The 20988-nt window shown below is 48.5% G+C and carries 16 protein-coding genes, 1 pseudogene and 1 riboswitch; of the genes and pseudogenes, 9 read left to right on the top strand and 8 right to left on the bottom strand.

Annotated features, from left to right (window positions below; all coding sequences use genetic code 11):
- The 3 genes and pseudogenes from GTPT_RS17690 to GTPT_RS00080 form a co-directional block, all read left to right on the top strand.
- Positions 1 to 261 (top strand): annotated as a pseudogene (locus tag GTPT_RS17690) (peptidoglycan-binding protein); the annotation flags it as partial.
- The gene (locus GTPT_RS00085; protein ID WP_029990617.1) at positions 258 to 716 is read left to right on the top strand and encodes a lysozyme inhibitor LprI family protein; all 459 of its coding nucleotides are present in this window, start codon (positions 258 to 260) and stop codon (positions 714 to 716) included. The pseudogene GTPT_RS17690 and the gene GTPT_RS00085, both read left to right, overlap by 4 nt.
- 373 nt (positions 717 to 1089) lie before the next feature.
- Positions 1090 to 2004, top strand: coding sequence for a LysR family transcriptional regulator (locus GTPT_RS00080; RefSeq protein WP_029990616.1), 915 nt, complete (start codon positions 1090 to 1092; stop codon positions 2002 to 2004).
- Between the two features lie 286 nt (positions 2005 to 2290).
- Here GTPT_RS00080 and GTPT_RS00075 read toward each other — a convergent pair whose 3' ends face one another.
- Positions 2291 to 2755 carry a DUF943 family protein gene (locus tag GTPT_RS00075; RefSeq protein WP_025904038.1) on the bottom strand — a complete coding sequence of 155 codons (465 nt, stop codon included), beginning with the start codon at positions 2753 to 2755 and terminating at the stop codon, positions 2291 to 2293.
- Entirely contained in the window at positions 2745 to 3593 is an 849-nt protein-coding gene (locus GTPT_RS00070; protein ID WP_029990615.1) for a YPO3983 family protein, read from the bottom strand. The genes GTPT_RS00075 and GTPT_RS00070 overlap by 11 nt, the downstream gene beginning before the upstream one ends.
- A gap of 755 nt (positions 3594 to 4348) precedes the next feature.
- Here GTPT_RS00070 and GTPT_RS17995 point away from each other — a divergent pair.
- Positions 4349 to 4579, top strand: a complete 231-nt coding sequence (locus GTPT_RS17995; protein WP_051170794.1) for a DUF1493 family protein — start codon at positions 4349 to 4351, stop codon at positions 4577 to 4579.
- 50 nt (positions 4580 to 4629) lie between these two features.
- Here the strand turns inward: GTPT_RS17995 and thiD are convergent, their stop codons facing one another.
- Positions 4630 to 5430, bottom strand: a complete 801-nt coding sequence (thiD, locus tag GTPT_RS00060) for a bifunctional hydroxymethylpyrimidine kinase/phosphomethylpyrimidine kinase (protein WP_038010548.1) — start codon at positions 5428 to 5430, stop codon at positions 4630 to 4632.
- 162 nt (positions 5431 to 5592) lie between these two features.
- Positions 5593 to 5705, bottom strand: a riboswitch (TPP riboswitch).
- Between the two features lie 463 nt (positions 5706 to 6168).
- Between thiD and GTPT_RS00055 the strand changes: the two genes are divergently transcribed.
- From GTPT_RS00055 to GTPT_RS00045, 3 genes are all read left to right on the top strand, one after another.
- Positions 6169 to 6702 carry an NlpC/P60 family protein gene (locus GTPT_RS00055; RefSeq protein ID WP_025904041.1) on the top strand — a complete coding sequence of 178 codons (534 nt, stop codon included), beginning with the start codon at positions 6169 to 6171 and terminating at the stop codon, positions 6700 to 6702.
- Between the two features lie 308 nt (positions 6703 to 7010).
- Entirely contained in the window at positions 7011 to 8042 is a 1032-nt protein-coding gene (idnD, locus tag GTPT_RS00050) for an L-idonate 5-dehydrogenase (protein ID WP_025904042.1), read from the top strand.
- Between the two features lie 102 nt (positions 8043 to 8144).
- Positions 8145 to 9464: a gluconate:H+ symporter gene (locus tag GTPT_RS00045; protein ID WP_025904043.1), complete on the top strand. Its 1320-nt coding sequence runs from the start codon at positions 8145 to 8147 to the stop codon at positions 9462 to 9464.
- 172 nt (positions 9465 to 9636) lie between these two features.
- Here the strand turns inward: GTPT_RS00045 and GTPT_RS00035 are convergent, their stop codons facing one another.
- Entirely contained in the window at positions 9637 to 10854 is a 1218-nt protein-coding gene (locus GTPT_RS00035; protein WP_174371902.1) for a lactonase family protein, read from the bottom strand.
- A 153-nt stretch (positions 10855 to 11007) separates the two neighbouring features.
- Here GTPT_RS00035 and GTPT_RS17360 point away from each other — a divergent pair, with 153 nt between their 5' ends.
- Together GTPT_RS17360 and GTPT_RS00025 are read left to right on the top strand one after the other, a co-directional pair.
- Positions 11008 to 11160, top strand: a complete 153-nt coding sequence (locus GTPT_RS17360; RefSeq protein ID WP_156022703.1) for a hypothetical protein — start codon at positions 11008 to 11010, stop codon at positions 11158 to 11160.
- A 296-nt stretch (positions 11161 to 11456) separates the two neighbouring features.
- Positions 11457 to 12593, top strand: a complete 1137-nt coding sequence (locus tag GTPT_RS00025) for an alpha/beta hydrolase (protein WP_029991396.1) — start codon at positions 11457 to 11459, stop codon at positions 12591 to 12593.
- 186 nt (positions 12594 to 12779) lie between these two features.
- Here GTPT_RS00025 and GTPT_RS00020 read toward each other — a convergent pair whose 3' ends face one another.
- The 4 genes from GTPT_RS00020 to GTPT_RS00005 form a co-directional block, all read right to left on the bottom strand.
- Positions 12780 to 14000, bottom strand: coding sequence for an HlyD family type I secretion periplasmic adaptor subunit (locus GTPT_RS00020; RefSeq protein WP_025904048.1), 1221 nt, complete (start codon positions 13998 to 14000; stop codon positions 12780 to 12782).
- Positions 13987 to 16134, bottom strand: a complete 2148-nt coding sequence (locus GTPT_RS00015) for a type I secretion system permease/ATPase (RefSeq protein ID WP_025904049.1) — start codon at positions 16132 to 16134, stop codon at positions 13987 to 13989. Before GTPT_RS00015 ends, GTPT_RS00020 begins: the two co-directional genes overlap by 14 nt.
- Entirely contained in the window at positions 16131 to 17567 is a 1437-nt protein-coding gene (locus GTPT_RS00010) for a TolC family outer membrane protein (protein ID WP_025904050.1), read from the bottom strand. Before GTPT_RS00010 ends, GTPT_RS00015 begins: the two co-directional genes overlap by 4 nt.
- A 120-nt stretch (positions 17568 to 17687) precedes the next feature.
- On the bottom strand, positions 17688 to 20988 hold a 3301-nt coding region (locus tag GTPT_RS00005; RefSeq protein ID WP_038010538.1), incomplete at its 5' end, for a BapA/Bap/LapF family large adhesin.

Below are 20988 nucleotides of genomic sequence, written 5' to 3'. Positions count from 1 at the left end.
GTTTACCGGATAAAGTCGGAGGAAGCCCGTAGCCTGTATAGCAGATTGGCTAAGAATATATCTGGTGCACCTTCATGGAATAGACTCGACAGGAAAATCAGAGACGTTGTTGTCGATATCTTTTATCAGGGTGTTTATGACGCACAGGGCTTAATCAAAGCAGCGATCGAGGGTAAGGACGCATTAGCATCATTTATCCTGTCTATACCCCAATATAGAATTTATGAAGATAACAGGAAAAGAGTGAGGTATTTAAAATGAAAAATTATGCTATTGCCTTACAGGTAGCATTCTTAATACTTCCTCTCTCTGGCAAAGCCACTATTTCCTGGGGGGAAGAGTGGGAAAGTTGCTTTAAAAATGGAAAAATGCCAGCGCTGGGCTATGAATGCCTTTCTGATAAAAAAGAAACCAGTGAAAAACAACTTGATTCGTTAATCGATAAATCGGGACAGAGTATAAAGACCAATTTCATTGGTGCATTCAACGGTAAAGAGGACGCTACCGAAACCTACGGTGATGTTTACAGCACCCGTTTTCTGAAATCACAAGATATATGGAAAAAATATCGTAAGGAATTTTGCCTTGCAGTAGCTTCACAAATTAATAAGGATGCCTATGATTATCAGGCAAACATTGATCAGTGTGAAATAAACCTCAACAGACGACACAAGGAAGAAATTAACCTGCTGGGACTTCCCCGGGTCGTTGAGTAAATCACACCTTCGGTTTTGGTCGTTAGCAGATATCTCTGCCAAAGATACTCGTCTGTTTTTTTTATGAGAAAAAAGATATAAAAAACCCGTTATGGATTAACCAGTATAAATATCTGTGCACAGTACAAAAAAATCTGGACACTCTTTATCAGGTTGATTTCTTATGACCTGTCGTGGCATAAATAATGTTTAAAGAGGGAATCAATCACTGCCTGCGATGAATTGTCGTGCAATTTAGCGTTTTTATTAACGTCACTTCGCAGAGTATTATTTTAAAATAAGGCAATGATGATTCGTAAGTAAATGCAATTTGAAACTCTGCCGGGAATGTATTATCAACAAGTCAACTCAGGAAAAATATCACGGAGAGTGAATGCAGCTCAGGGCATTAAGGTATTTCAATCAGGTAGCACAATCTTCCTCTCTGCAGGATGCGGCTGAAAAACTGTTTGTGACGCCTACCGCTGTCACCCGGCAGATTGAACTGCTGGAGCATTTCTATGGTGCCTCGCTGATTGAGCGAAGTCCGCGCGGTATTCGCCTCACGGCGGAAGGAGAGCACCTGGCCCTCGCCGTACAGTCCTGTCTACGTGAACTGGAAGGGGTGAAAGATAAAATATCCTCGGCTCAGAGTCAGGTCTCTGGCAAGGTAAGAATTTCCTGTGCGGAAAGCCTGATATCATCACTGATTATCCCCGCCATCGAATGTTTTCGTCTCAGACATCCTGATGTCAGGTTCGAAATTGATATCGGCAGTGCCCCCCGGGTCGCGGAAGCATTGGTTGGCGACAGGGCCGATGTCGCCGTCAGCTTTTATATGCCAGCGCTCTCCGGACTGAATGTCACCCACAGTTGCTCAGTGCAGCATCAGGTATTGATGTCGTCCACTCATCCTTTATCCGGGTCTTCCGGTCTGACACTGAGAGAGATCGCCGGTTTTCCGATAGCCGCTCCGGCCAGCGGATTCGCCGTCAGGCAATCGCTGGAAACCGCCGCTAAACGCGAGGGGATTCTTCTGGATATACGTTTTGTCACGTCTTCCATAGAAATTCAGAAGCAACTTTGCAGACAGGGGCTGGCACTGATTATCTTACCGAAGATGACGCTGGCAGAAAAAGAACCGCCGGAAGACTTAGTGGCCATTCCGCTTAATGACCCGCTGATGGGAATTGTACGCATCGATCCGGGGTTACCGGCTCAGCGAACGTTAAGCCGCGCAGTAAAGTTATTCCATGAAACCCTGGGGCAATATATTGAAGCGCAGCTCAGTCCGGCGATAACATACTGACGAAGCCGATTTTCCGGTTCTCCATCCCGCCACAGGGGATCCGTATCAGCAGGATCACTGAGGCAATAGGGCAGTAACCTTCGCGCAGAGTTCACGGCTATGTTTATACCATCGTCAGTAATTACCGCATGGTCAGTCTAAAGCATTCAGGAACGGTCTGTTGCTGACCGGGCTTACTTCAATGAAAAATGGCTTATCCCCGGCGGGCATGACCGGTGCTTTCCTGCCGGACTCAGGTTGCTTAACGCAGAGGATGCTGTCTTCTTTCCGGGGGAGGCTGGATAGCTCAGGTTTTCTCTTTTGCGATTTCTCCGTTTTCAGTCATACGATAGACACCCCCACGGGCGATAAATATTATATTTCCGTTGCGGCCCGTTTGTACGGAGAAGACTCTGTTTTTATCTATACAGTTTTCAGGCGGAACCTTGTCTTTAAAGCACAGTCTGTCATATTTCCCTTCCTCTTTATAACCGTCGCCAAACAACCAGAATGTCAGATAGAAAGAACCGTCTTTATCCGGGCGGGGAAGGTGGTATTTTTTTTCGATGTCCTTTTTATTTTCCAGCCACCAGGCTATTTTCCCCTGATCGGTATACGGAAAGTTTTTTACCAGGATATCACTGAAGCCGCTGCTTCTGTGATGGATGGCGACAATCTCTGCCGGACGTAATACGACCCGGAGGGTGCAGGCCAGTAACAGGAAAACGACGAAAGTAAGAACCAGTAATATTATCTTATTTTTAAATGTCATCACGAGACCCGGAAATTTCTATAGTAGAATTTATCTGTGTGATAAAGGGTTTAAAACCGAACTCTTTATACCGCTGGAGGACAAACCAGATCCGAAAAATAAGAAACTGGTTGAATTTTTTATTCATAACATCATAGCTATCCAGACCAAAGTGATCCTGTACTCTGTATTGTACTATGGCACAGTAATCATTTTTTTTAATCTGTAATGATTTTATTATAATATGAGTTGACCAGGTATCATGGATAGTGATACCCATTCCATTAAAGTTATCTTTCAAACTGTCAAATTTTGGTAACCTGCCACCGGATATCGTTTCATAAAATTTTCCTTTTTTTGAGGCTGGATAGTATTTCTTATCCCAATCAATATTAAGATCGAATGTTTTTTTTAGTAATAAACGGGTGCTGTTTTCGCCAGAACTTTCTCCGTAGATCTTTTCCTGAAGAGCCCGATCCAGTAATGAATCCCGAAATATGCTTCCTGTATTTTTCTGCATATGGGTAATCATCTTTTGGATGAGATATCGGTAAGGACCATAAAGAGAAAACTGACGCGATAATGCGCGGAACTCATCAAACAGGATAGATGTACATTGCTGACGTGTAACTTTTTCCTTTGATTGTCGTAGATTACAGCAGAACATGGATTGAGGGCGATCCATCGAAGAACGCCGGTGTAATGTCCAGGGATCAACCTGATCAGAGATATAGTCTAGTGAGTAATGGGATTTTAATTGAGCTTCGGTTAAATCACCATAGCGCATATCACTGGCGCTATAGTCATCCATTTGTCTGCGGGTTTTGAAAATAGTACAGGGATACTTCAGCTCTGACATGGTCTCGCTTCCTTGTGTCTGTGATCCAAAAAGTATTCATGCAATTTAAGATAATACGCTGTAAGCGCGAGCTGTAAATAGCAAAATTTCACAGAATAAAAATTAAGAATTCTGCCCGGTTGTTACGAATTTTAATCTACCTTCTCCTCTGCCAGTTGTGGCGCCCGTCCTGTTGAGGGAGGTACAAGTTAATACTTCATTGGGTATAGTAAGAACTCACACAGCATAAATCATGGTATCTGGAAGAAGGGTGCGAGGCTCCCGGAGACATCCCTGTTTTCCCCTGATTGTCTTAATGAAATGTTGTGAACCGTCTTCACAGAATATCCCTTTAATAATTATATTGTAGAGCATCCGGAATGTTGAATGATGTGATTTTTTCGGAAATTATAAGTATTCCTTCATTTTATTTAATTTGTTTTTTATTTGGATAAATCATGATGATAAAAGTAATGATGGTAGTCTGTCAGTAATTTGTATTTTATTATTGGCACCAATAGTAAATTGTTTTTGTGTTTTATTAGTTAGGTTGCGTTTAATTGTTAGAGTAAATAGTGACGTTATTCACTTGATTTTTAATAGGGTGGGGGATATTACCGGCGGATTTTTAGGAGAACAGCGTTTATACCGTGAAAAGATTCAATACTATTGCACGTCCGAAGGATAAGTTCTGGTGAATAGCGTAAAAGACTGATGATGAATACAGGGCGCTCATTCTGAAGGATCGGCCCGCGGTCACCACATTATGGAAGACCGTGGATATCTCTGATGAAGAGGTGCTGCAGGATACCTTTCAACGGGAAGATATCGCTGACTTAATCGGCGCTCTGTCAGCCCAGCCGGGGGTAAATCTTGAAATTTCCAGAGGGATCATTATTTCCCCCGGAAACCTGAAGGTTTTTATAAGAAATCCCGCGGAAAAAATATCATCAACATTGAGCATGTTTATTGACTCGGCGAAAGCCGGCCGGTGGTTTTACAGTTAATCAGCTTGTTGAATAAATGAGGTTTAAGATAAGCCACTGGCCTGACAAATTCACCCCGCGATATGACGCCCGGTAAAATGGTTTATCGGGCCATGGCCCTGTCCGTATTGCGGCGCGGTCAGGATGGCCTGGTAAATAAAACGTTTTGCCCGTGCAACACACTCCGGCAGTGGCAGGCCTCTGGCGAGTAATGCACACAGGGCGGCAGAGAAACTGCAGCCGGTTCCATGCGTATGCGGTGTCTGAATACGGGGAGAGGTGAGCCAGCTCTCATCCTGCGGACTGCAGAAAAAGTCTGCGGCGTCGTCTTCCCCACTGTGCCCTCCCTTCAGGACAACACTGAAAGCACCCATCCTGCATAGCTCGCGTGCAGCCCTCACAATCCGTTCACGGCTCTGCAGGGTGTAACCCACCAGAGCTTCGGCTTCGGGAATATTAGGTGTGATCACACAGGCCTGTGGCAGCAATAAACGGCGCAGACTGTCGAGGGCGCTTTCCTGTAGCAGCGGTGTTCCGCCTTTAGCAATCATCACCGGGTCAATGACTAAGCCCGGGAGTTTGTGTTGTTTAATCTTTTCTGCGACACAGGCAATAATATCGCTGTCTGCCAGCATGCCTGTTTTCACCGCCGTCAGGGTAAAATCCGTGGCGACGGCATCGATCTGAGCAGCAATCAGAGACAGCGGCATGACCTGAACCGCCTGTACACCCAGTGTATTTTGTGCCGTGACTGCCGTAATGGCGGTGGTTCCAAATACCCCGAACTCCTGCATTGTCTTAATATCCGCCTGAATTCCCGCGCCCCCGCCACTGTCAGAACCCGCGATGGTTAATGCCTGTGGATGTGTCATTCTGCCTCCCCGGCTCCCGTAGCGCTTATCCGCGCACAAAGAAAAATGCTGCACCCGAAAGGGCAGACATCGGTGTTACAGGGGAGCCTGACAGAGATAAACCGGGCCATTCGCGTCCGCAGCAAAGGCGAAAAAAGAAGGAATTACCGCAACATCTGCGGACAGATCATTCGTTCGTCTTCCTACGCCAGTATCAACCGGGTCAGGTTCTAAGGGTCGCTATACCTTGCTGATAGCCTCTCAGTCTCTCTGGTGAGACTCCCCCGACATCCTGTTATTAAGGAGGGGAGGGCGGAGAATGTCAATGTTATGCAGGTTCAGGGGTTAACCGCGCAGGCTCAACGGCAACAATTTTACAATGAAGCGAGGTCAGCCCGGGCATGGAAACTCTTTTATTTCTGAATCTATGCCTGAACAGGCTGGATTTATTCACACTCAAGTCATTCCCGTGTCACTGCCCCGGCATCAGTTTATCCCCCCGGCGACCGCTGACGCTTAAAGCCCTAAGCATCCGCACCAGACTCACCCTGCACGTATTCGCTGCTTAGGGGTCATGCAGTGACCTCACGGAATTCTGTTTCTGCACTGCTCACCCTGATCTCTGCTTTTTACGATTGATTAATGTAAATCTGTGTAAATTTCCCCGGAAAGCCGTCCTTTCGGCGGTTATCTGTTTATATCCGGTAATTTTTTGAGGTATATATTTCAGACCACCGGCTGAATTGAGAAAATTACAAGATGACTCCCCCTGCCACCCGTAAAATTCTGACTTGCCTGTTACTGATGACCCTTGCGGGATGTTCTTCCCATTCCCGTAATAACGAAGATAAAGGGGAAACTCTCGCTCAGGAAAATCAGCAATCGGATCTGATAAATGTTCTTGCCGCGCTGCACGACCAGATGCATTCCTGGGAAGGGACCAAATATCAGTGGGGCGGCACGCAACTCACCGGTGTCGATTGTTCGGGGTTTGTCTGGCGAACGCTGAAAGATCGTTTCAACATCCCGATGGATCGGGTGACGACCAGGCAATTGATCCGTATGGGGAAACCGGTGGATCAGGCTCATTTACTGCCGGGCGATTTGGTATTCTTCCGGATTAACAATGAACTGCATGTCGGTTTTTATGATACTGACCGTCATTTCCTGCATGCCTCGGTCAGTCGTGGTGTGATGCGTTCATCGCTGAATAATCCTTACTGGAAATCGGTTTACCTGGAAGCCAGACGATTACCGCGTGAATACAATTCTCAGATAACCTTTAACTCTTAGAATAATATCGGCTGAGTTATGGCTTAGCGCAGTCCCACGTGACAAGTTCCGCCGTAAAGGGGCCGCCTGAATCAGGCTGTCAGCCCCTGATATTAACATTATCTTCTCTGCACTGATCCCGCCGCTCTGCAGTCACTCGGGGCACTTATTATTACCTTTCTCCGGCACCCACCGGGAAAGTGTTACGCGGCTCACGTTACGGGTAACAATATCACTGAAACATTCTCTTAATCGATATACATCACAGATTTAACATCCAAATACCGTTCTGATAAGCGCCTGCATCTGTGCGTTTTAAGAGGACGATGATGAACACCCTTACAGACTCTTGCATGATCAATGGCAAACACCAGGTTGAAGTCGTTAGCAAAAGCGTCAGCTATCAGGGGCAGGGTACCCTGGTACGTATTACCCGTGGCGGGATCTGTGGTTCCGATCTTCACTATTACCAGCACGGTAAGGTCGGTAATTTCGAGGTCAGAATGCCGATGGTGCTTGGCCATGAGGTGGTGGGCTATGTGGTAAAAAGCGATGCCCCGTCACTGCAGGAAGGGCAGAGAGTTGCGATTAACCCTGCGGCCTCCTGCGGGGAGTGTAAATATTGCCGTTCCGGTGAGGATAACCAGTGTACCGGGATGCGTTTTTTTGGCAGTGCCATGTATTACCCGCATGTGGATGGCGGTTTCAGCCAGTATAAAGTGGTGGAAACCCGTCAGTGTGTCCCTTTTGATGCCGGGGCCGATGAAAAGGTAATGGTGTTTGCTGAGCCGCTGGCGGTATGCATTCATGCCACTCATCAGGCCGGAGATTTACAGGGCAAAAAAGTGTTTATTTCCGGCGTCGGGCCGATAGGGTGCCTGATTGCCGCCGCGGCCAGGGCCAGAGGGGCTGCAGAGGTGGTCTGCACTGATATCAGTGAACGCTCACTGGTAATGGCTAACGCCATGGGGGCCACCATGACGATGAATGCGGCCAGTGGTGATTTTTCACCTTATCTGGCGGAGAAAGGGTATTTCGATATTTCCTTTGAGGCCTCCGGTCATCCTTCCTCTCTGAACCGTTGCCTGGAGGTGACGCGGGCGAAAGGGACCCTCGTCCAGGTAGGGATGGGCGGCAATATCCCTGAATTTCCAATAATGCAGCTGATTTCCAAAGAGATCGTATTGACCGGCTCTTTCCGTTTTACCTCCGAATTTGCGACCGCAGTGGAATGGCTGGCCAGCGGGATCATTGATCCGCTTCCGCTGCTTAGCGGTGAATACGACTATCATGAGATAGATGCTGCACTGAATTTTGCGAGTGATAAGCAAAAAGCCGCAAAGGTGCAGTTAACGTTCTGACTTCGTCACCGGGGGCGCGAGGGTCTTATCGGTGTACAGAACTCCCGCCCCGGGTAACGGGAAGGCGATATTGTTTAAAGCGTGTTTTCAGAGGGCTGTATTATGCCGATTACTATAATAGCGCTGGGAGTCGTACTCCTGCTGGTACTGATGATTGTCTTCAAAGCCAATGGCTTTATCGCATTAGTTTTTGTCTCTGCCGTTGTCGGTATTGCTGAAGGTATGACGCCGCTGGCAGTTGTTGCGTCAATTCAGAAAGGTATCGGAGGAACGCTGGGTAGCCTGGCCATGATACTGGGCTTCGGTGCCATGCTGGGCAAACTGGTGTCAGATACCGGTGCTGCCCAGCGGGTGGCAACAACGCTGATTAATGCCTTCGGTAAACAACGTGTGCAATGGGCCCTGATGGTGACCGGCCTGATAGTCGGCCTGGCCATGTTCTATGAAATTGGCTTCGTGTTGCTGTTACCGCTGGTCTTCACGGTGGTGGCAGCGGCAGGAATGCCTCTGTTATATGTCGGTGTTCCTATGGTCGCGGCACTCTCGGTCACACACTGCTTTCTGCCACCGCATCCGGGGCCTACGGCAATTGCCACCATTTTTGGCGCTAACCTCGGGACCACCCTGTTATACGGGATTGTGATCACGATCCCGACAGTGATCATCGCCGGGCCGTTGTTTTCCCGGTGCCTGAAAAATTTCGAAAAAGAACCCCCTGAAGGGTTATATAACCCGAAAATCTTCGCTGAAGATGAAATGCCGGGGTTCGGGATCAGTATTTTTGCGGCCATTATTCCGGTGATCCTGATGGCGGTGGCGGCGGTGTTTGAACTGACTCTGCCGAAGGAGAATGCAGTACGGCAGTTTTTTGAATTTATCGGTAACCCTGCTGTTGCTCTGTTTATCTCAGTAGTGATTGCTGTCTTTACCCTCGGGCTGCGTAACGGGCGTAAAGCGGAAGATGTGATGGAGATGTGCGGTTCGTCGATTGCCTCCATCGCCATGATTGTTTTTATCATCGCCGGGGGCGGGGCCTTTAAGCAGGTACTGGTCGACAGCGGTGTCGGGGAATACATTGCCGGTATGATGGAAGGGTCATCCCTGTCTCCTCTGCTGATGTGCTGGACGGTGGCGGCCATGCTGCGTATTGCTCTGGGCTCTGCAACGGTGGCGGCTATCACCACCGCAGGGATTGTCACGCCGATTATTGCGGTAACGCACGCAGACCCGGCGCTGATGGTGCTGGCCGTCGGGTCAGGCAGTGTCATTGCCTCTCATGTGAATGACCCCGGATTCTGGTTATTCAAAGGGTACTTTAATCTGAGTGTGACCGAGACGCTGAGAACGTGGACGGTGATGGAAACCCTGATTTCTGTACTGGGGCTGGCCGGTGTGCTGATCCTGGATACGATTGTCCACTGACCGTTATGATACAGGCACTCCTGCCGCTGCCTGCGCTGGCAGGGCCGGTCAAAGAAAAGGCGGGAGTACGCAACAGAGTGCATACTCCCGCCTGTATGTCAGCGGATCGCCCTTACCGACCGGTACCGCGGGTTATTACGGTCGCCAGGTGACTTTCCGTGACGTGACGGTCTCAGGGTAAGAATTTAACGTCTGTCGGGCTGCCAATTTGTACGCTGATCCCGGTATATTTCAGGGAACCGTCCTCTGCATCGCGATAGAGTTCCACCACATTGTTGGAATAAACATTGGCGACCAGCATATATTGCCCGCTCTTATCAAAGGCAAATGCACGGGGCTCAATGCCACCGGCAAGGTAAGCTTTCCCTTCTCCCAGTTTTCCTGTCTTTTTATCGACCGGGAAGGCGACAATTTCATTACGGTTCCGGCGGTTACCGGCATACAGGAACTTGCCGTCCGGGCTGAACAGAATGCCTGCGCCACTCTTATCTTCTTCTGACTGACTCCCGGTCAGATGCGCAGTTTGTACTTCGGTAAGGCCCTGTTCACCTATCCGGTAAACGTGGATTTGTGCCCCCATCTCGGTGACGATATAGGCGAATTTTCCGTCAGGGGAAAATGTCATATGACGGGGGCCTGAGCCGGCCGGGAAATGGACATCTGCCGCGGTATCCGCGACAAACGGTGTTTTACTGTCTGCCTGATAGCGGTAGGCATGCACGGTATCCGCGCCCAGATCGGCCACAAATAATCGTTTACCGTCCGGGGTAATATTGACCGAATGTGCATGGCCGCTGTCCTGACGTCCGGCGACCACACCGGAGCCTTTCTCAAACGGAACATGCTGAATAGCCTCACCCAGTTTCCCTTGTGCTTCTATCGGGAAAAGAATAAATCCGGCATTTTTCTTCGTGGCTGAATAGTTAGCCGCCAGCAGATATTTACCGTCCGGCGTCAGTGTTGCATGCGTCGGATGTTCGCCCTGGCTACTGACGGCATTAATGACTTTCAGTTTTCCTTCTGCGGTGACTTTAAGTGCAGTGACTTCACCATTCTCACTTTCGTTAGTGGTGTAGGCATACTTGTGGTCACGGCTGAAGACAATCCATGACGGATTGGTTAGCTCAATCACATCCAGTGGCAGTAGCGTGCCATCCGGATTCAGATGCAAACGATAGATCCCTTCACTGGGATAAACGGCTTTTTGTGCGAGAGGGTTGGTGGTCTGGCCGGTCCAGCTGCCAATCAATACGGTTTGTGGTTGCACGCGATTATGCTCCGGAAGTAAAGGGTGACTCTCCTGAGCATAAGCGATATTTGTCACTAAAAACAGGGCCACCGACGACATCCTGAATGTTTTGGAAACAACACTTTTTACCGTATTTCTCATTAATAACAACCTTTTAAATTACCAGTGGGATCAGATATCCCGGACAGTGTGGGTATGTCATCTGCTGTGCCGGCAGGGTCGGTGATCTCTGCCCGTCACGGGGGAAATCTCAGGTTCGCCGGCGGCAGAAGAACCTTTATAAAATATTTCAAAATGAAAATAAATGTTAACTTTAGTGTGGTTATTATGCCGCGCGGGTCAGAGAGGCTGGCCCGGAACGGGCCTGAGGTGCTGGTGCAGATTTACAGCGATGCCCGTGAGGCCTATGCTGAAAAGGCTCAGGCGGGGGCCGGATATTCACCGTAATCTCATCATCAGCCCCCTGGCTGAGGACTTCTGAACGATGAGCGGGCAGGGGGGGGTATCCCGGTGGTGCATATTTTTCCGGTCATCAGTCACTGACGGAGGTCGATACGGAAGGCCGGCTTAACTGATTTAAAAAATGGAGAAGTGTAACTCCGGCAGCCTGAGTCGTACTTTGTGGCTGCCCGGGGATGTAAGACATCGCAGTCAGTTTTTGTGGCAGAGTACTACGCCATCATCCAGCGGCGGACAAGGCATCCGGGAGTTCCGCCACTATTCAGACAGGGCAGGAGTGACAAATGAATCAACTCGCAGGCGCACTACTGATATCGTCAATGAGTCTGATGGCCGTAACACCGTCTGCCGGTGCGGCATCCTTATCACCCAATGGCGTGTTACTGGAAAAAAGTCCTTTGCCTGCCGATCACGGCTTGCAGGAAGCTTCTGCACAGTATCTGATCCATTACACGTCGGTCAGTGGCGTCGACGGAAAAACCCGCCGTGAAGATACCGGTGCGGTATTTTTACCGAAAGGCCCGGCCCCTCGCGGAGGCTGGCCGGTGGTCGTCTGGGCCCACGGAACCGTCGGGGTGGCTACCCAATGTGCCCCTTCTCTGAACCCCCGTTCATCACGTGACCAGCAATATCTGAACACCTGGCTATCGCTGGGGTTTGCGGTGGTTGCCCCGGACTATGCGGGGCTGGGCTCCCGCGGCCTGCATCATTATCTGAATGCACGTGCAGAGGCCTGGAGTGTGCTTGACAGCATTACGGCGGCACTGAAAAGTTTCCCGTTGAGTAACAAAATTATTATTGTCGGCCAGTCACAGGGGGCACATGCGGCATTTGCCGCGTCCGGCTATCAGCCATCTTATGCGCCGGCACTGCATGTGCTGGGCACAGTGCTGACCGGGACTCCCTATATCAATGCCTCGACCTCTGTGAATGCTATCTTCAAACCGGATCAGGGGATCACCGGCGGCGACCCGAAAATGCCCTATGCCTATTATATTTTCCTGTCGGCAGCCGATGAAAATAAGTCGCTGAAGGCCGAAGACTATTTCCGTCAGGAGGCGATTGCGGATGTCAGGCTGGCAAGCCGCCTGTGCATTACTCCGTTAACGCAGCATGTGATGGAGAAGGGGCTGAACGAGAGCAACAGTTTCCTGCCGGGGTTCCAGAAACTGCTGGACACGCAGTTGCCCTCTCTGCGCTATAACACCCTGAAAATTAACCATCCGGTCTTTATCGGTATCGGCCTGAAAGACATTAATGTGCCGACCGCCATGCAACAGCAGTTTGCCCGGGATGTTAAAGCCGCGGGGACGCCGGTGGAAATAAAAGAGTATGCGGGAATGAACCACGGTGAAACGGTGAATGTGTCGCTGCGCGATTCTGTGCCCTTTGTCGTTAAACTGATGTCATCCGCAGACTAAGGTGAGCTATCTGACATTTTATAACTGAGTATTATTGGTGGTGTGATTTTTAATGTATAGACAGAGGGCAGAAGTGACAGGGGGGTGGGCTGCCTGATAATTAAACAAAGGTAGTCGTTTATTATTTTTATGTACCAGAGAGTAATGAGCAGGCCACCAATAGTTAATCATGGCCTGCTCGTTATTTTAGCGCTCTCTCAGAGCTTCTTTCATTTTATTGAACGGTTTGATCAAGTATTGCATCACAGTTTTTTGACCGGTTCTGATATCAACAGTTGCAATCATTCCTGGTACGATAGAGAAATGCTTTCCTAACTTATTAGTAAGGAAATCATGCTCAGTACGGATGTAGACCCGGTAATAATAAACCTCAGGTTTGGCTTCATCCTGGATGGTATCCGGAGAGATGCTTTCAACCTTCCCATGCAGACCACCATAAATGGAATAGTCATAGGCTGTTATTTTTACCATCGCCGGTTGTCCGGGATGGATAAATGCAATATCTCTGGGGGATAGTCTGGCTTCAATCAATAAACGGTCATCCATAGGGACGATTTGCATGAGCTCACCATTAGGTGGGATGACACCACCGATCGTAGTGACTTTGATACTTTTTACCACGCCCCGTACCGGAGATTTGATGGTCAGACGATCGAGTGTATCTGCGCGACCTTTAATCACCTCAGCCAGAGACTGCACATCAGCATCGGCCTTAGCCATTTGCTGGCGAGCATCTACATAGTACTGAGTTTGTAAATCAGTGAGTTTCAAATTAAGGTCCGCTAACTGACGCTGTAAACGCAGAACATCGACAATACTGGCCGCCCCGCTTTTAACCAGGCCTTCGGTAATGCCAAGCTCGCGCCGTACTAAACCGATGGATTGATTCATCTCTTTTTCTGACTCTGTTAACTGGTCTCTTCGGCTGTGGTAAAGCGATGTTTCAGAATTAATCAGGTCGGGCCATAATTTTAATGACTGCGGAAATACCAGAGGAGTATTGTTTACTTCTGCATGTAAACGCACACTCTCTGCCAGAGCCGCCCGATATTTGGCCGAGCTTTCGCCGACATTTGATTCACTTATCGTCGGATCAAGCCTGGCCACTACCTGATTAGCTTTTACCTGCATTCCTTCACGCACGTACAGCTCAGCCAGAATGCCGCCATCCAGTGATTGAAGTACTTGCTCATGAAGGCTGGGAATAACTTTTCCTGTGCCAGTCGATACTTCATCAAGCTTGGCAAACCAGGCCCATAGGGTGAATATCGCAAGGAGTCCAAAAAGTACTGTAATGATAAGGATTGAGCCGTTGAGCGACCTGCTGTCTACGCCTGAATCATCAAGCAGGTTTGCCGGGTCAAAAGACTCTTTTTCGTTAGATGTTTTTTGCTTATTGAATATCATTCTGCTTTTCCCTGGCATCTTTATTCAGAAGTTTAGCTTTTGGCGTATCCAGTGTGAGTTGCCCGTCTTTAAGCACCAATACTCTGTCCACCAGAGACAGAACAGCAGCTCTGTGAGTGGCAATAATTAATGTTCGTCCGCCAATCCAGCGGGTGAAGCGCTCAATAAATTCTTTTTCTGTATGTTCATCTAACGATGCTGTCGGTTCATCCAGCAGGACAATATTTGGATCCCTAAGCAATGTTCTGGCCAGTAGTATTGCCTGACGCTGGCCACCAGAAAGTCCGCTACCACCTTCCATAATCGGATGTTCAAGTCCGAGAGGCAGTTTTTTGATAAAGTCTGCGACTGCACAGACTTCAAGTATTTCAAAAATATCACTGTCGGTAGCTTGAGAACGGCCGAGTACCAGGTTTTCCCTAAGGGTTCCATGGAACAGTCGGGCATCCTGAGTCAGCAAACCAGTATTCCGGCGAATATCAGCAATATCGATATGCGGTAAACTAAGACTGTCAGCACGTAACTCCCCGGAAACCAAATCAACATTGCCGACTAGCGCTTGCAGGAAAGTAGATTTCCCGGCACCATTACGACCCAGCAAAGCAATCTTTTCTCCGGCCTTAATATGGAGGTTATGGACAGTGAGAGGGGCAGGTCCTTGCTGGTCTGCATACCTGAAAGAGGCCTGAGCGAAGGTATATTCACCGTGTAACACTGGTGTATGAACTTTGACTTCCTCCCGATTGTTTTCAACCGGTAGTTGCATGAGATTGTCCAGTCCGGCTTTGGCTGCTTTAACCTGCTGCCAGCGAGCAAGAACACCGCACAACGCCGTCATTGGGGCAATCATTCTGGAAGAGAGCAGGGATGCGGCGACCATAGCACCTGTCGTAATATCACCACTGATGACTAATGGTGCACCAATCACCACCACTAATGCATAAACCAGGTTCTGTAGAGTCGTTCCCCAACTCAGCAGGCCATGAGTGATTTTACGGGTTTGTGCACCGGACTCCGCTGTGACTTGTATATAACTATTCCACTGTTGCTGGAAATGACTTTCAGCCTGCATCAGTTTGATATCCTGTATCCCCTGCAGACTTTCGACCAGTATGGCATTACGCAGTGTCGCTTCATGAACATTTTTTCGTGCCTGCCGGGCCAGTTTTTTTTGCATTAGCAGACCAGGAATAATCATCAATATAGCGGCAACCGGAGCTATCCAGCATAGGTATGGCGAGACAACCGTGAGGACTAAAAAAAACAAAATAAAGAAAGGCAGGTCGACGATTGCAGAAACCGTCGTTGAGGTAACCATTTCTCTTAGCTGCTCAAGCTCACGAACCTGAGCAATAAAACTTCCTGTAGAACGAGGTATGGCTGAATAGCGTAAACGTAATGCGTGGCCAAAGACCCGGTCAGAGACCCGCATGTCGGCTCGTTTACCTAAGATGTCCATCACATGACTGCGAACAACTTTTAGTAAAAAACCAAATACCGAAGCAATCAGTACACCACCAAATAATACATATAATGTCGGGTATGACTGAGCCGGGATAACCCGATCGTAAACCTGCATGGAAAAGAGAATACCTGATAATGACAGGACGTTGATAGCCAGGGAAGCCAGCATGACGTAGCCATAAGGTCGCAGATCCTTCAGGGCAATCTTACGTAGCCAGTCAGGGCGGAACGCTGCCAGATAGTTCTCGGTACGTATATCGCGCGCAGGTGCTGACGGACGTAAAGCCACCAGACATTCAGTTTCATCCAGTAGTCCCTCTAATGGTACTGAGGTGCTTAGTCCGTGATCCTGAATCAGTCTTAAAGCAACATTTTTCTCGCCGTCAAAACTTTCGATAATACCGATATCACCATTTTTAAATACAGCAACCAGGGGAAGTCGGCGAGAGGAAAGATCCGCACTATTTTCAGACAGGATTCGATAGTGTAAGCCTGCCTGTCGGGCAAGATGTCCCAGGACTTCGGGAAGGTATTTTCCGGCCAGCCACGAAGCCTGAGACTGCATCGCGCCGTGAGAAAAACTTAAGCGATATTGTTTGGCAATCAGGGACAGTGTATCCACCCAGGCCAGCACTTTACTTTCACTATCAACCAATATGTGATGACTCATGGCCTTATCTCAACTCCCTGTATTTTTCTATTATTCAATTTAAAAGTATTCCGCATTTGTCCGGTACTGTAGAGGCAGTCCAGTTGGAGTGAATGCAACTGTGCCTGTGTTTGCTCCTGAGTAAATCTGGCTTGATAAATCTCCTGTTCAACATTCAACAGATCGAGTAAGGGACGTGTTCCCAGCTGCAAATATTGAGCTTCGTATAAGTCACGGGTTTTCTCACCGAGAAGTTGTTGTCTCGCCTGGACATTTAATGTCTGATAAAGATTCTGTGCTTGTTCCTGTGATTCCGTCAGCTTCTGGCGAGCCTCAAGCTCGGCAAGACGGATAGCAGCACGGGCTGATTCGAGAGTTTGTACTGCTGCATCACGGCTGGCGGTTAATCCGCCCCCCTGGTAAAGAGGCATTTCAAGTTTAATCCAGGCTGAGTATTGGGTTTTATCCAGCTCACTGCTATCTGAGTAGTTATTATTCAGGTAATGAGTCACCTGGGGCTCAAGAGAGAGTGTGGGCCTCATCTGAGCATTGGCATTATCGAGTTCAGCCTGTGCCTGATTTTTCTGCGCATAAGCAGCCAGTACAGAGGGAATGACGCGATAGTTAATTTGCTGGACCGTGCAGGCATTCATCAGGGATGACGGGAGAGTATTTGCCACTTGTCCAATCGGGCCTGTCCCCATATCTGTCGCCAGTGTGGCTTTCCAGCGTTGGAGAGCTGACTGATATTGCATTAGTGTGGCTTTAGCACCTTCTATACGGGTATTGGTCTGTACCACGTCAGAAAGAGAACTGGCTCCGGCAGTATTACGCTGCTGAATCAGAGAACCAATATGATTCAGTGCATCAAGCTGCTGCTGCGCAATAATGACTAGCTTTTGGTATCCCTGAACCTGAACCAAAGCAGACGCTGTATCGTGGGCAACCTGGTCAATACTTACCATGACATTTGCCTGTTGTTCAGCCAGTCCGGCATTGGCTGCACGAACTGAGCTGGAGACCTTACCGAAGTCGTACAACATCTGAGATACAGAGAGAACTAATGAGGGTGAATATCCGGCGTCAACATAGCTGTTTGAGTAGCCATTATTCATACCGGCGCTGATCTGGGGATAGTATTTAGCTTTTGCTACATCAACTTTCGCAGCTTGCTGAAAAAGTTTCCCTACCGCCTGACCTATTGCCGGATGCCATTGTTCTGCCTGTAATACGGCGTAATCCATATCTGTCAGGCCAGAAGGTGGAGGAGTAATCGGCTGAGTGACTGTATTGCTCAGGTCAGGAAGAGATTGTTGATCAATCAGGTCCTGAGTGCTGATATCACCTGCGCTCGTTATGCTGTTTGCGAGCCCTGGCTCAGATAAGAATATGCCGGACGTCAGGATAGCGAGTGGGAGAATGCGGAGTAAAATCTGCGAATTAATAATTAGCATTGCTCATGAATACCTGTGAAGTCAAATATGATAAAAATGAGGGGCTATAAAGCAACACCCACCTCCGTGTTAGCGTGTAATAAGGAAAAAAGGCGGGCATGGCTGCCCGCCTTTTCATGGTTATGATGGATTATCAGTCGACGAATGATGAAGAATTTCGTCCATTGTGGCGTTCACATTTTCCAGTGTGACCAATGTAGTAGACTGGTATGCACTGCCGCTACCATCACGGTCAATAGAGACGATGGTATTGCCGCTATCGGTGTGGGTAACAGAAACGTAATTACCCAGGCTGCTTTCCTTCCCATCCCAGCCGACCAGCAGAGCATCCAGGTCGATATGATCCCCTTCACTCACCGAGAAGTCGTCCCAGGTATCGCTGCCGTTCCCTCCGGTATTATCATCGCTTAAGACTTTATACACGACAGTATCGGCACCGCCTTCAAGGTGGAAGGTATCGTCATAAGCTGTACCACCCGTAGTATCGGCCTGACTGGTACCGGTGATTGTCGGATGCAGGTTAATCGTCAGGTTGGCTTTAGAGGTCGTACTGCCATCCTCTGCAGTCAGCGTGTAACTGAACATCTCCTTCTGCGTCATATCAGCCACATTGATATTACTGTTCAACGCATAGCTATAGCTGCCATCTCCATGAATCGTAAGGGTGCCATACAAACCGGTGAGCGTTTGTGATGCAGTGTCGTACTGATTGAGCGTAACGCTACTGTCAGACTCGTTGGTCACTGTCAGCTTGGTATAAACCGTTTGTAGTTCATCTGCGGTACCATCAGAATCCGTGCCGTCATAGAGGTTTCCTGTGACGTCTGACGACTCAGAGGATGTCTGGAAATTACTGACCGATACTTCTGTCCCCGATATTGTGGAACTAAAAGAGACCGTCGGTGCAATAGTCAGCAGGCCGGTAGCTGAAGATGTAGCACTAATCTGTACGTAGTAATCCCCTGCCGATAGGTCGTTATCACTTAAATCAATATCAGCAGTCGTTACTTTTTGAGTAAGGGACAAGGTTGTAGTCGGTGTCACCGTACCTGAGGCAACCAAAGTACCTGTTGCATCACTTCCTTCATAAATGTTGTAAGACAGGGTTAAACTGGCCGTCGCACTAACCGATGACTGAGTACCGGTGATAATCAGATGGGTACCTGTTAATACCGTATTGCTGTCTACACTAAATTCATTACCAAAGGTTGTGGTTTGACTACTACTGGTTGCGGTGTTCAGTGTCCCACTGGCAACCGCTTCTGAATAGGCGGATTCAACTTCGGTCGCAGAGACATCGAGGCTTGCCTGATCATCTACCGCCTTGAGTGCATTATTGTTGAGGTTAATCGACAATATCTTGGTGGTAATTGTCCCGTCAGGTTCTGTCAGGGTATAAGTAAACTTCTCTGCGGAGCTGAGAGTATCTGTTGTCTGCCCGGCATTCAGGGTATAGGTGTAATCCCCTTGCTGATCGATAGTCAGAATGCCGTATTGACCAGTAATTTCTGTATTCCCGCTTGTGCTGAGGGCTGTTGTACCTACAGAGGTGATCAGCGTACCTGTCGGTACAGTATCGCTTCCTTCACTACTGCTGGTTTCAGTGAGCAGATTCCCTGTGGTTGAGGTGGCAACTGAAGTGACGCTGTTAACCACATCAGACGTAATGCTCAGTGTGTAAACCGTCGCCACAGATAAGCCGACGCCCCCATTCAACATAAACAAATAGGATCCCTGACTAAGCTCCAGTGATAATGGAGATGACGCGCCGGCAAGCAAAGCACTGGTTATCCAGTCAGATACCTTTTCATACTGTGCATACTGGCCAGTTTCATCATCATATTTATAGACATAGAGATCATATGTTGATGCGATCACGCCCACCATTGTTGCCTTGATGGTAATATTTTCGACCGTATTGTCCGCTACGTTCAGGTGTAACTGATTATTCAGATTCAGCAGAGAAGTATTTAACACACTGCCGAGTGAAAGGTTCAGTAAGGCAGCGCTGGTCTTAGAACTGGTCCCCTTATCCGTTTCCTCTGATGTGGTAGCGTAATCCAGATCTACGCTCACATTCGGAAGCGCAACAGTGCCAGTATCAGTATCGGCATCGGTCAGAGAGATCGTCAGTGTGGCACTACTGGTGTTGCCATTTGGCCCCGTCAGTGTGTAATTGAAGGTTTCGCTATTACCAATATCAGCAACGTCAGTCCCTGAGTTCAGTTTATAGGTATAGTCACCGGCAGCATCAATACTGAGCGTACCGTAGGTCCCTGAGATCGTGGTGTAACCTGATGCCGCTACACTGGTATCATTCACACTGCTGATCACTGAACCCGCCGGTGCTGTATCTGCACCACTGCCATCACTACTGCCCGATATCAGGTTACCGCTGGTTTCTGCACTATTTGATGTGTACGTTTCCAGAATATCGGATTTGATATGCAGGGTATAACCCGTAGCAACAGAGAGGCCCACGCCGGAGTTCAGCAAAAACAGATAGGTACCTTCACCCAGAGAAAGTGACAGATCCTTGGAGACACCGGCCAGTAAGCCAACGATCCAATTACTCACTTTCTCGTATTGCAGATACTCACCACTGCTCGCATCATACTTATAGATATATAAATCAAATGAAGATGCTACCAGGCCGCCTACATCGCCCTGGACAACGAAGTTTTCGGTGGTTCCTTTGGCAACATCAAGTTGTAACTGGCTGGCTGGATTTACCAGGGATAAGTCGAGAACATCTCCTAACGAAAGATCTAATAACGAGAATCCAGTTTTAGAGCTTGTACCTTTATCGGTTTCTTCAGCATAAGTGGTGTAATCCAGGCTCGCTGTATCATCCACTGCAAGTAGCTGAGTACTCTCGATTGTGGTGTCAATTGCTGCAGAAGCATGACTGGTATTACCAGCGGCATCACTTACTGTCGTCGTAAAGCTATAGGTTCCATCCGTCAGTACCGGCGTTGTGAAAGTCCATTTACCCTCTGAATCAGCAGTTGCCTCCCCAAGAGTACCTGAGCCGTCACTAATGGTTACAGTACTTCCTGCTTCTGCGTTTCCTTTCAGGATTGGAGTGATATCTGTCGTGGAGCTATCAGCAATATTGTTACCACTGTCATCAACCAACGTGATACCGGTAGCAGATGCTGGTGCCTGGGTATCGATTGTGACAGCGATAGCATTACTGACATCACTACTATTACCCGCAGAGTCAGTTACTTTTGTCGTCAGACTATGGGTACCATCAGCAAGAGCGGAAAGCGTAATACTCCAGCTACCATCGCTGTTAACTGTTGTCGTACCGATAGCTTTCGTACCATCGTAAACAGTAATGGTATTTCCTGCTGTGGCTTTACCAGTGAGCTGAGGGGTATTGTCGTTAGTATCCGCTCCGGCCAGATTCTTACCG

It is taken from the genome of Tatumella ptyseos ATCC 33301 (assembly GCF_000735525.1).
Lineage (GTDB): Bacteria > Pseudomonadota > Gammaproteobacteria > Enterobacterales > Enterobacteriaceae > Tatumella > Tatumella ptyseos.
The sequence above is the reverse complement of the archived record's forward strand: the minus strand, read 5'-3'. Positions and strand labels throughout refer to the sequence as shown.

Coding starts and splice junctions, on each gene's coding strand:
- GTPT_RS00085 (WP_029990617.1), top strand. CDS start 258: ATGAAAAATTATGCTATTGCCTTACAGGTAGCATTCTTAATACTTCCT.
- GTPT_RS00080 (WP_029990616.1), top strand. CDS start 1,090: ATGCAGCTCAGGGCATTAAGGTATTTCAATCAGGTAGCACAATCTTCC.
- GTPT_RS00075 (WP_025904038.1), bottom strand. CDS start 2,755: ATGACATTTAAAAATAAGATAATATTACTGGTTCTTACTTTCGTCGTT.
- GTPT_RS00070 (WP_029990615.1), bottom strand. CDS start 3,593: ATGTCAGAGCTGAAGTATCCCTGTACTATTTTCAAAACCCGCAGACAA.
- thiD (WP_038010548.1), bottom strand. CDS start 5,430: ATGACACATCCACAGGCATTAACCATCGCGGGTTCTGACAGTGGCGGG.
- GTPT_RS00055 (WP_025904041.1), top strand. CDS start 6,169: ATGACTCCCCCTGCCACCCGTAAAATTCTGACTTGCCTGTTACTGATG.
- idnD (WP_025904042.1), top strand. CDS start 7,011: ATGAACACCCTTACAGACTCTTGCATGATCAATGGCAAACACCAGGTT.
- GTPT_RS00045 (WP_025904043.1), top strand. CDS start 8,145: ATGCCGATTACTATAATAGCGCTGGGAGTCGTACTCCTGCTGGTACTG.
- GTPT_RS00035 (WP_174371902.1), bottom strand. CDS start 10,854: ATGAGAAATACGGTAAAAAGTGTTGTTTCCAAAACATTCAGGATGTCG.
- GTPT_RS17360 (WP_156022703.1), top strand. CDS start 11,008: ATGAAAATAAATGTTAACTTTAGTGTGGTTATTATGCCGCGCGGGTCA.
- GTPT_RS00025 (WP_029991396.1), top strand. CDS start 11,457: ATGAATCAACTCGCAGGCGCACTACTGATATCGTCAATGAGTCTGATG.
- GTPT_RS00020 (WP_025904048.1), bottom strand. CDS start 14,000: ATGATATTCAATAAGCAAAAAACATCTAACGAAAAAGAGTCTTTTGAC.
- GTPT_RS00015 (WP_025904049.1), bottom strand. CDS start 16,134: ATGAGTCATCACATATTGGTTGATAGTGAAAGTAAAGTGCTGGCCTGG.
- GTPT_RS00010 (WP_025904050.1), bottom strand. CDS start 17,567: ATGCTAATTATTAATTCGCAGATTTTACTCCGCATTCTCCCACTCGCT.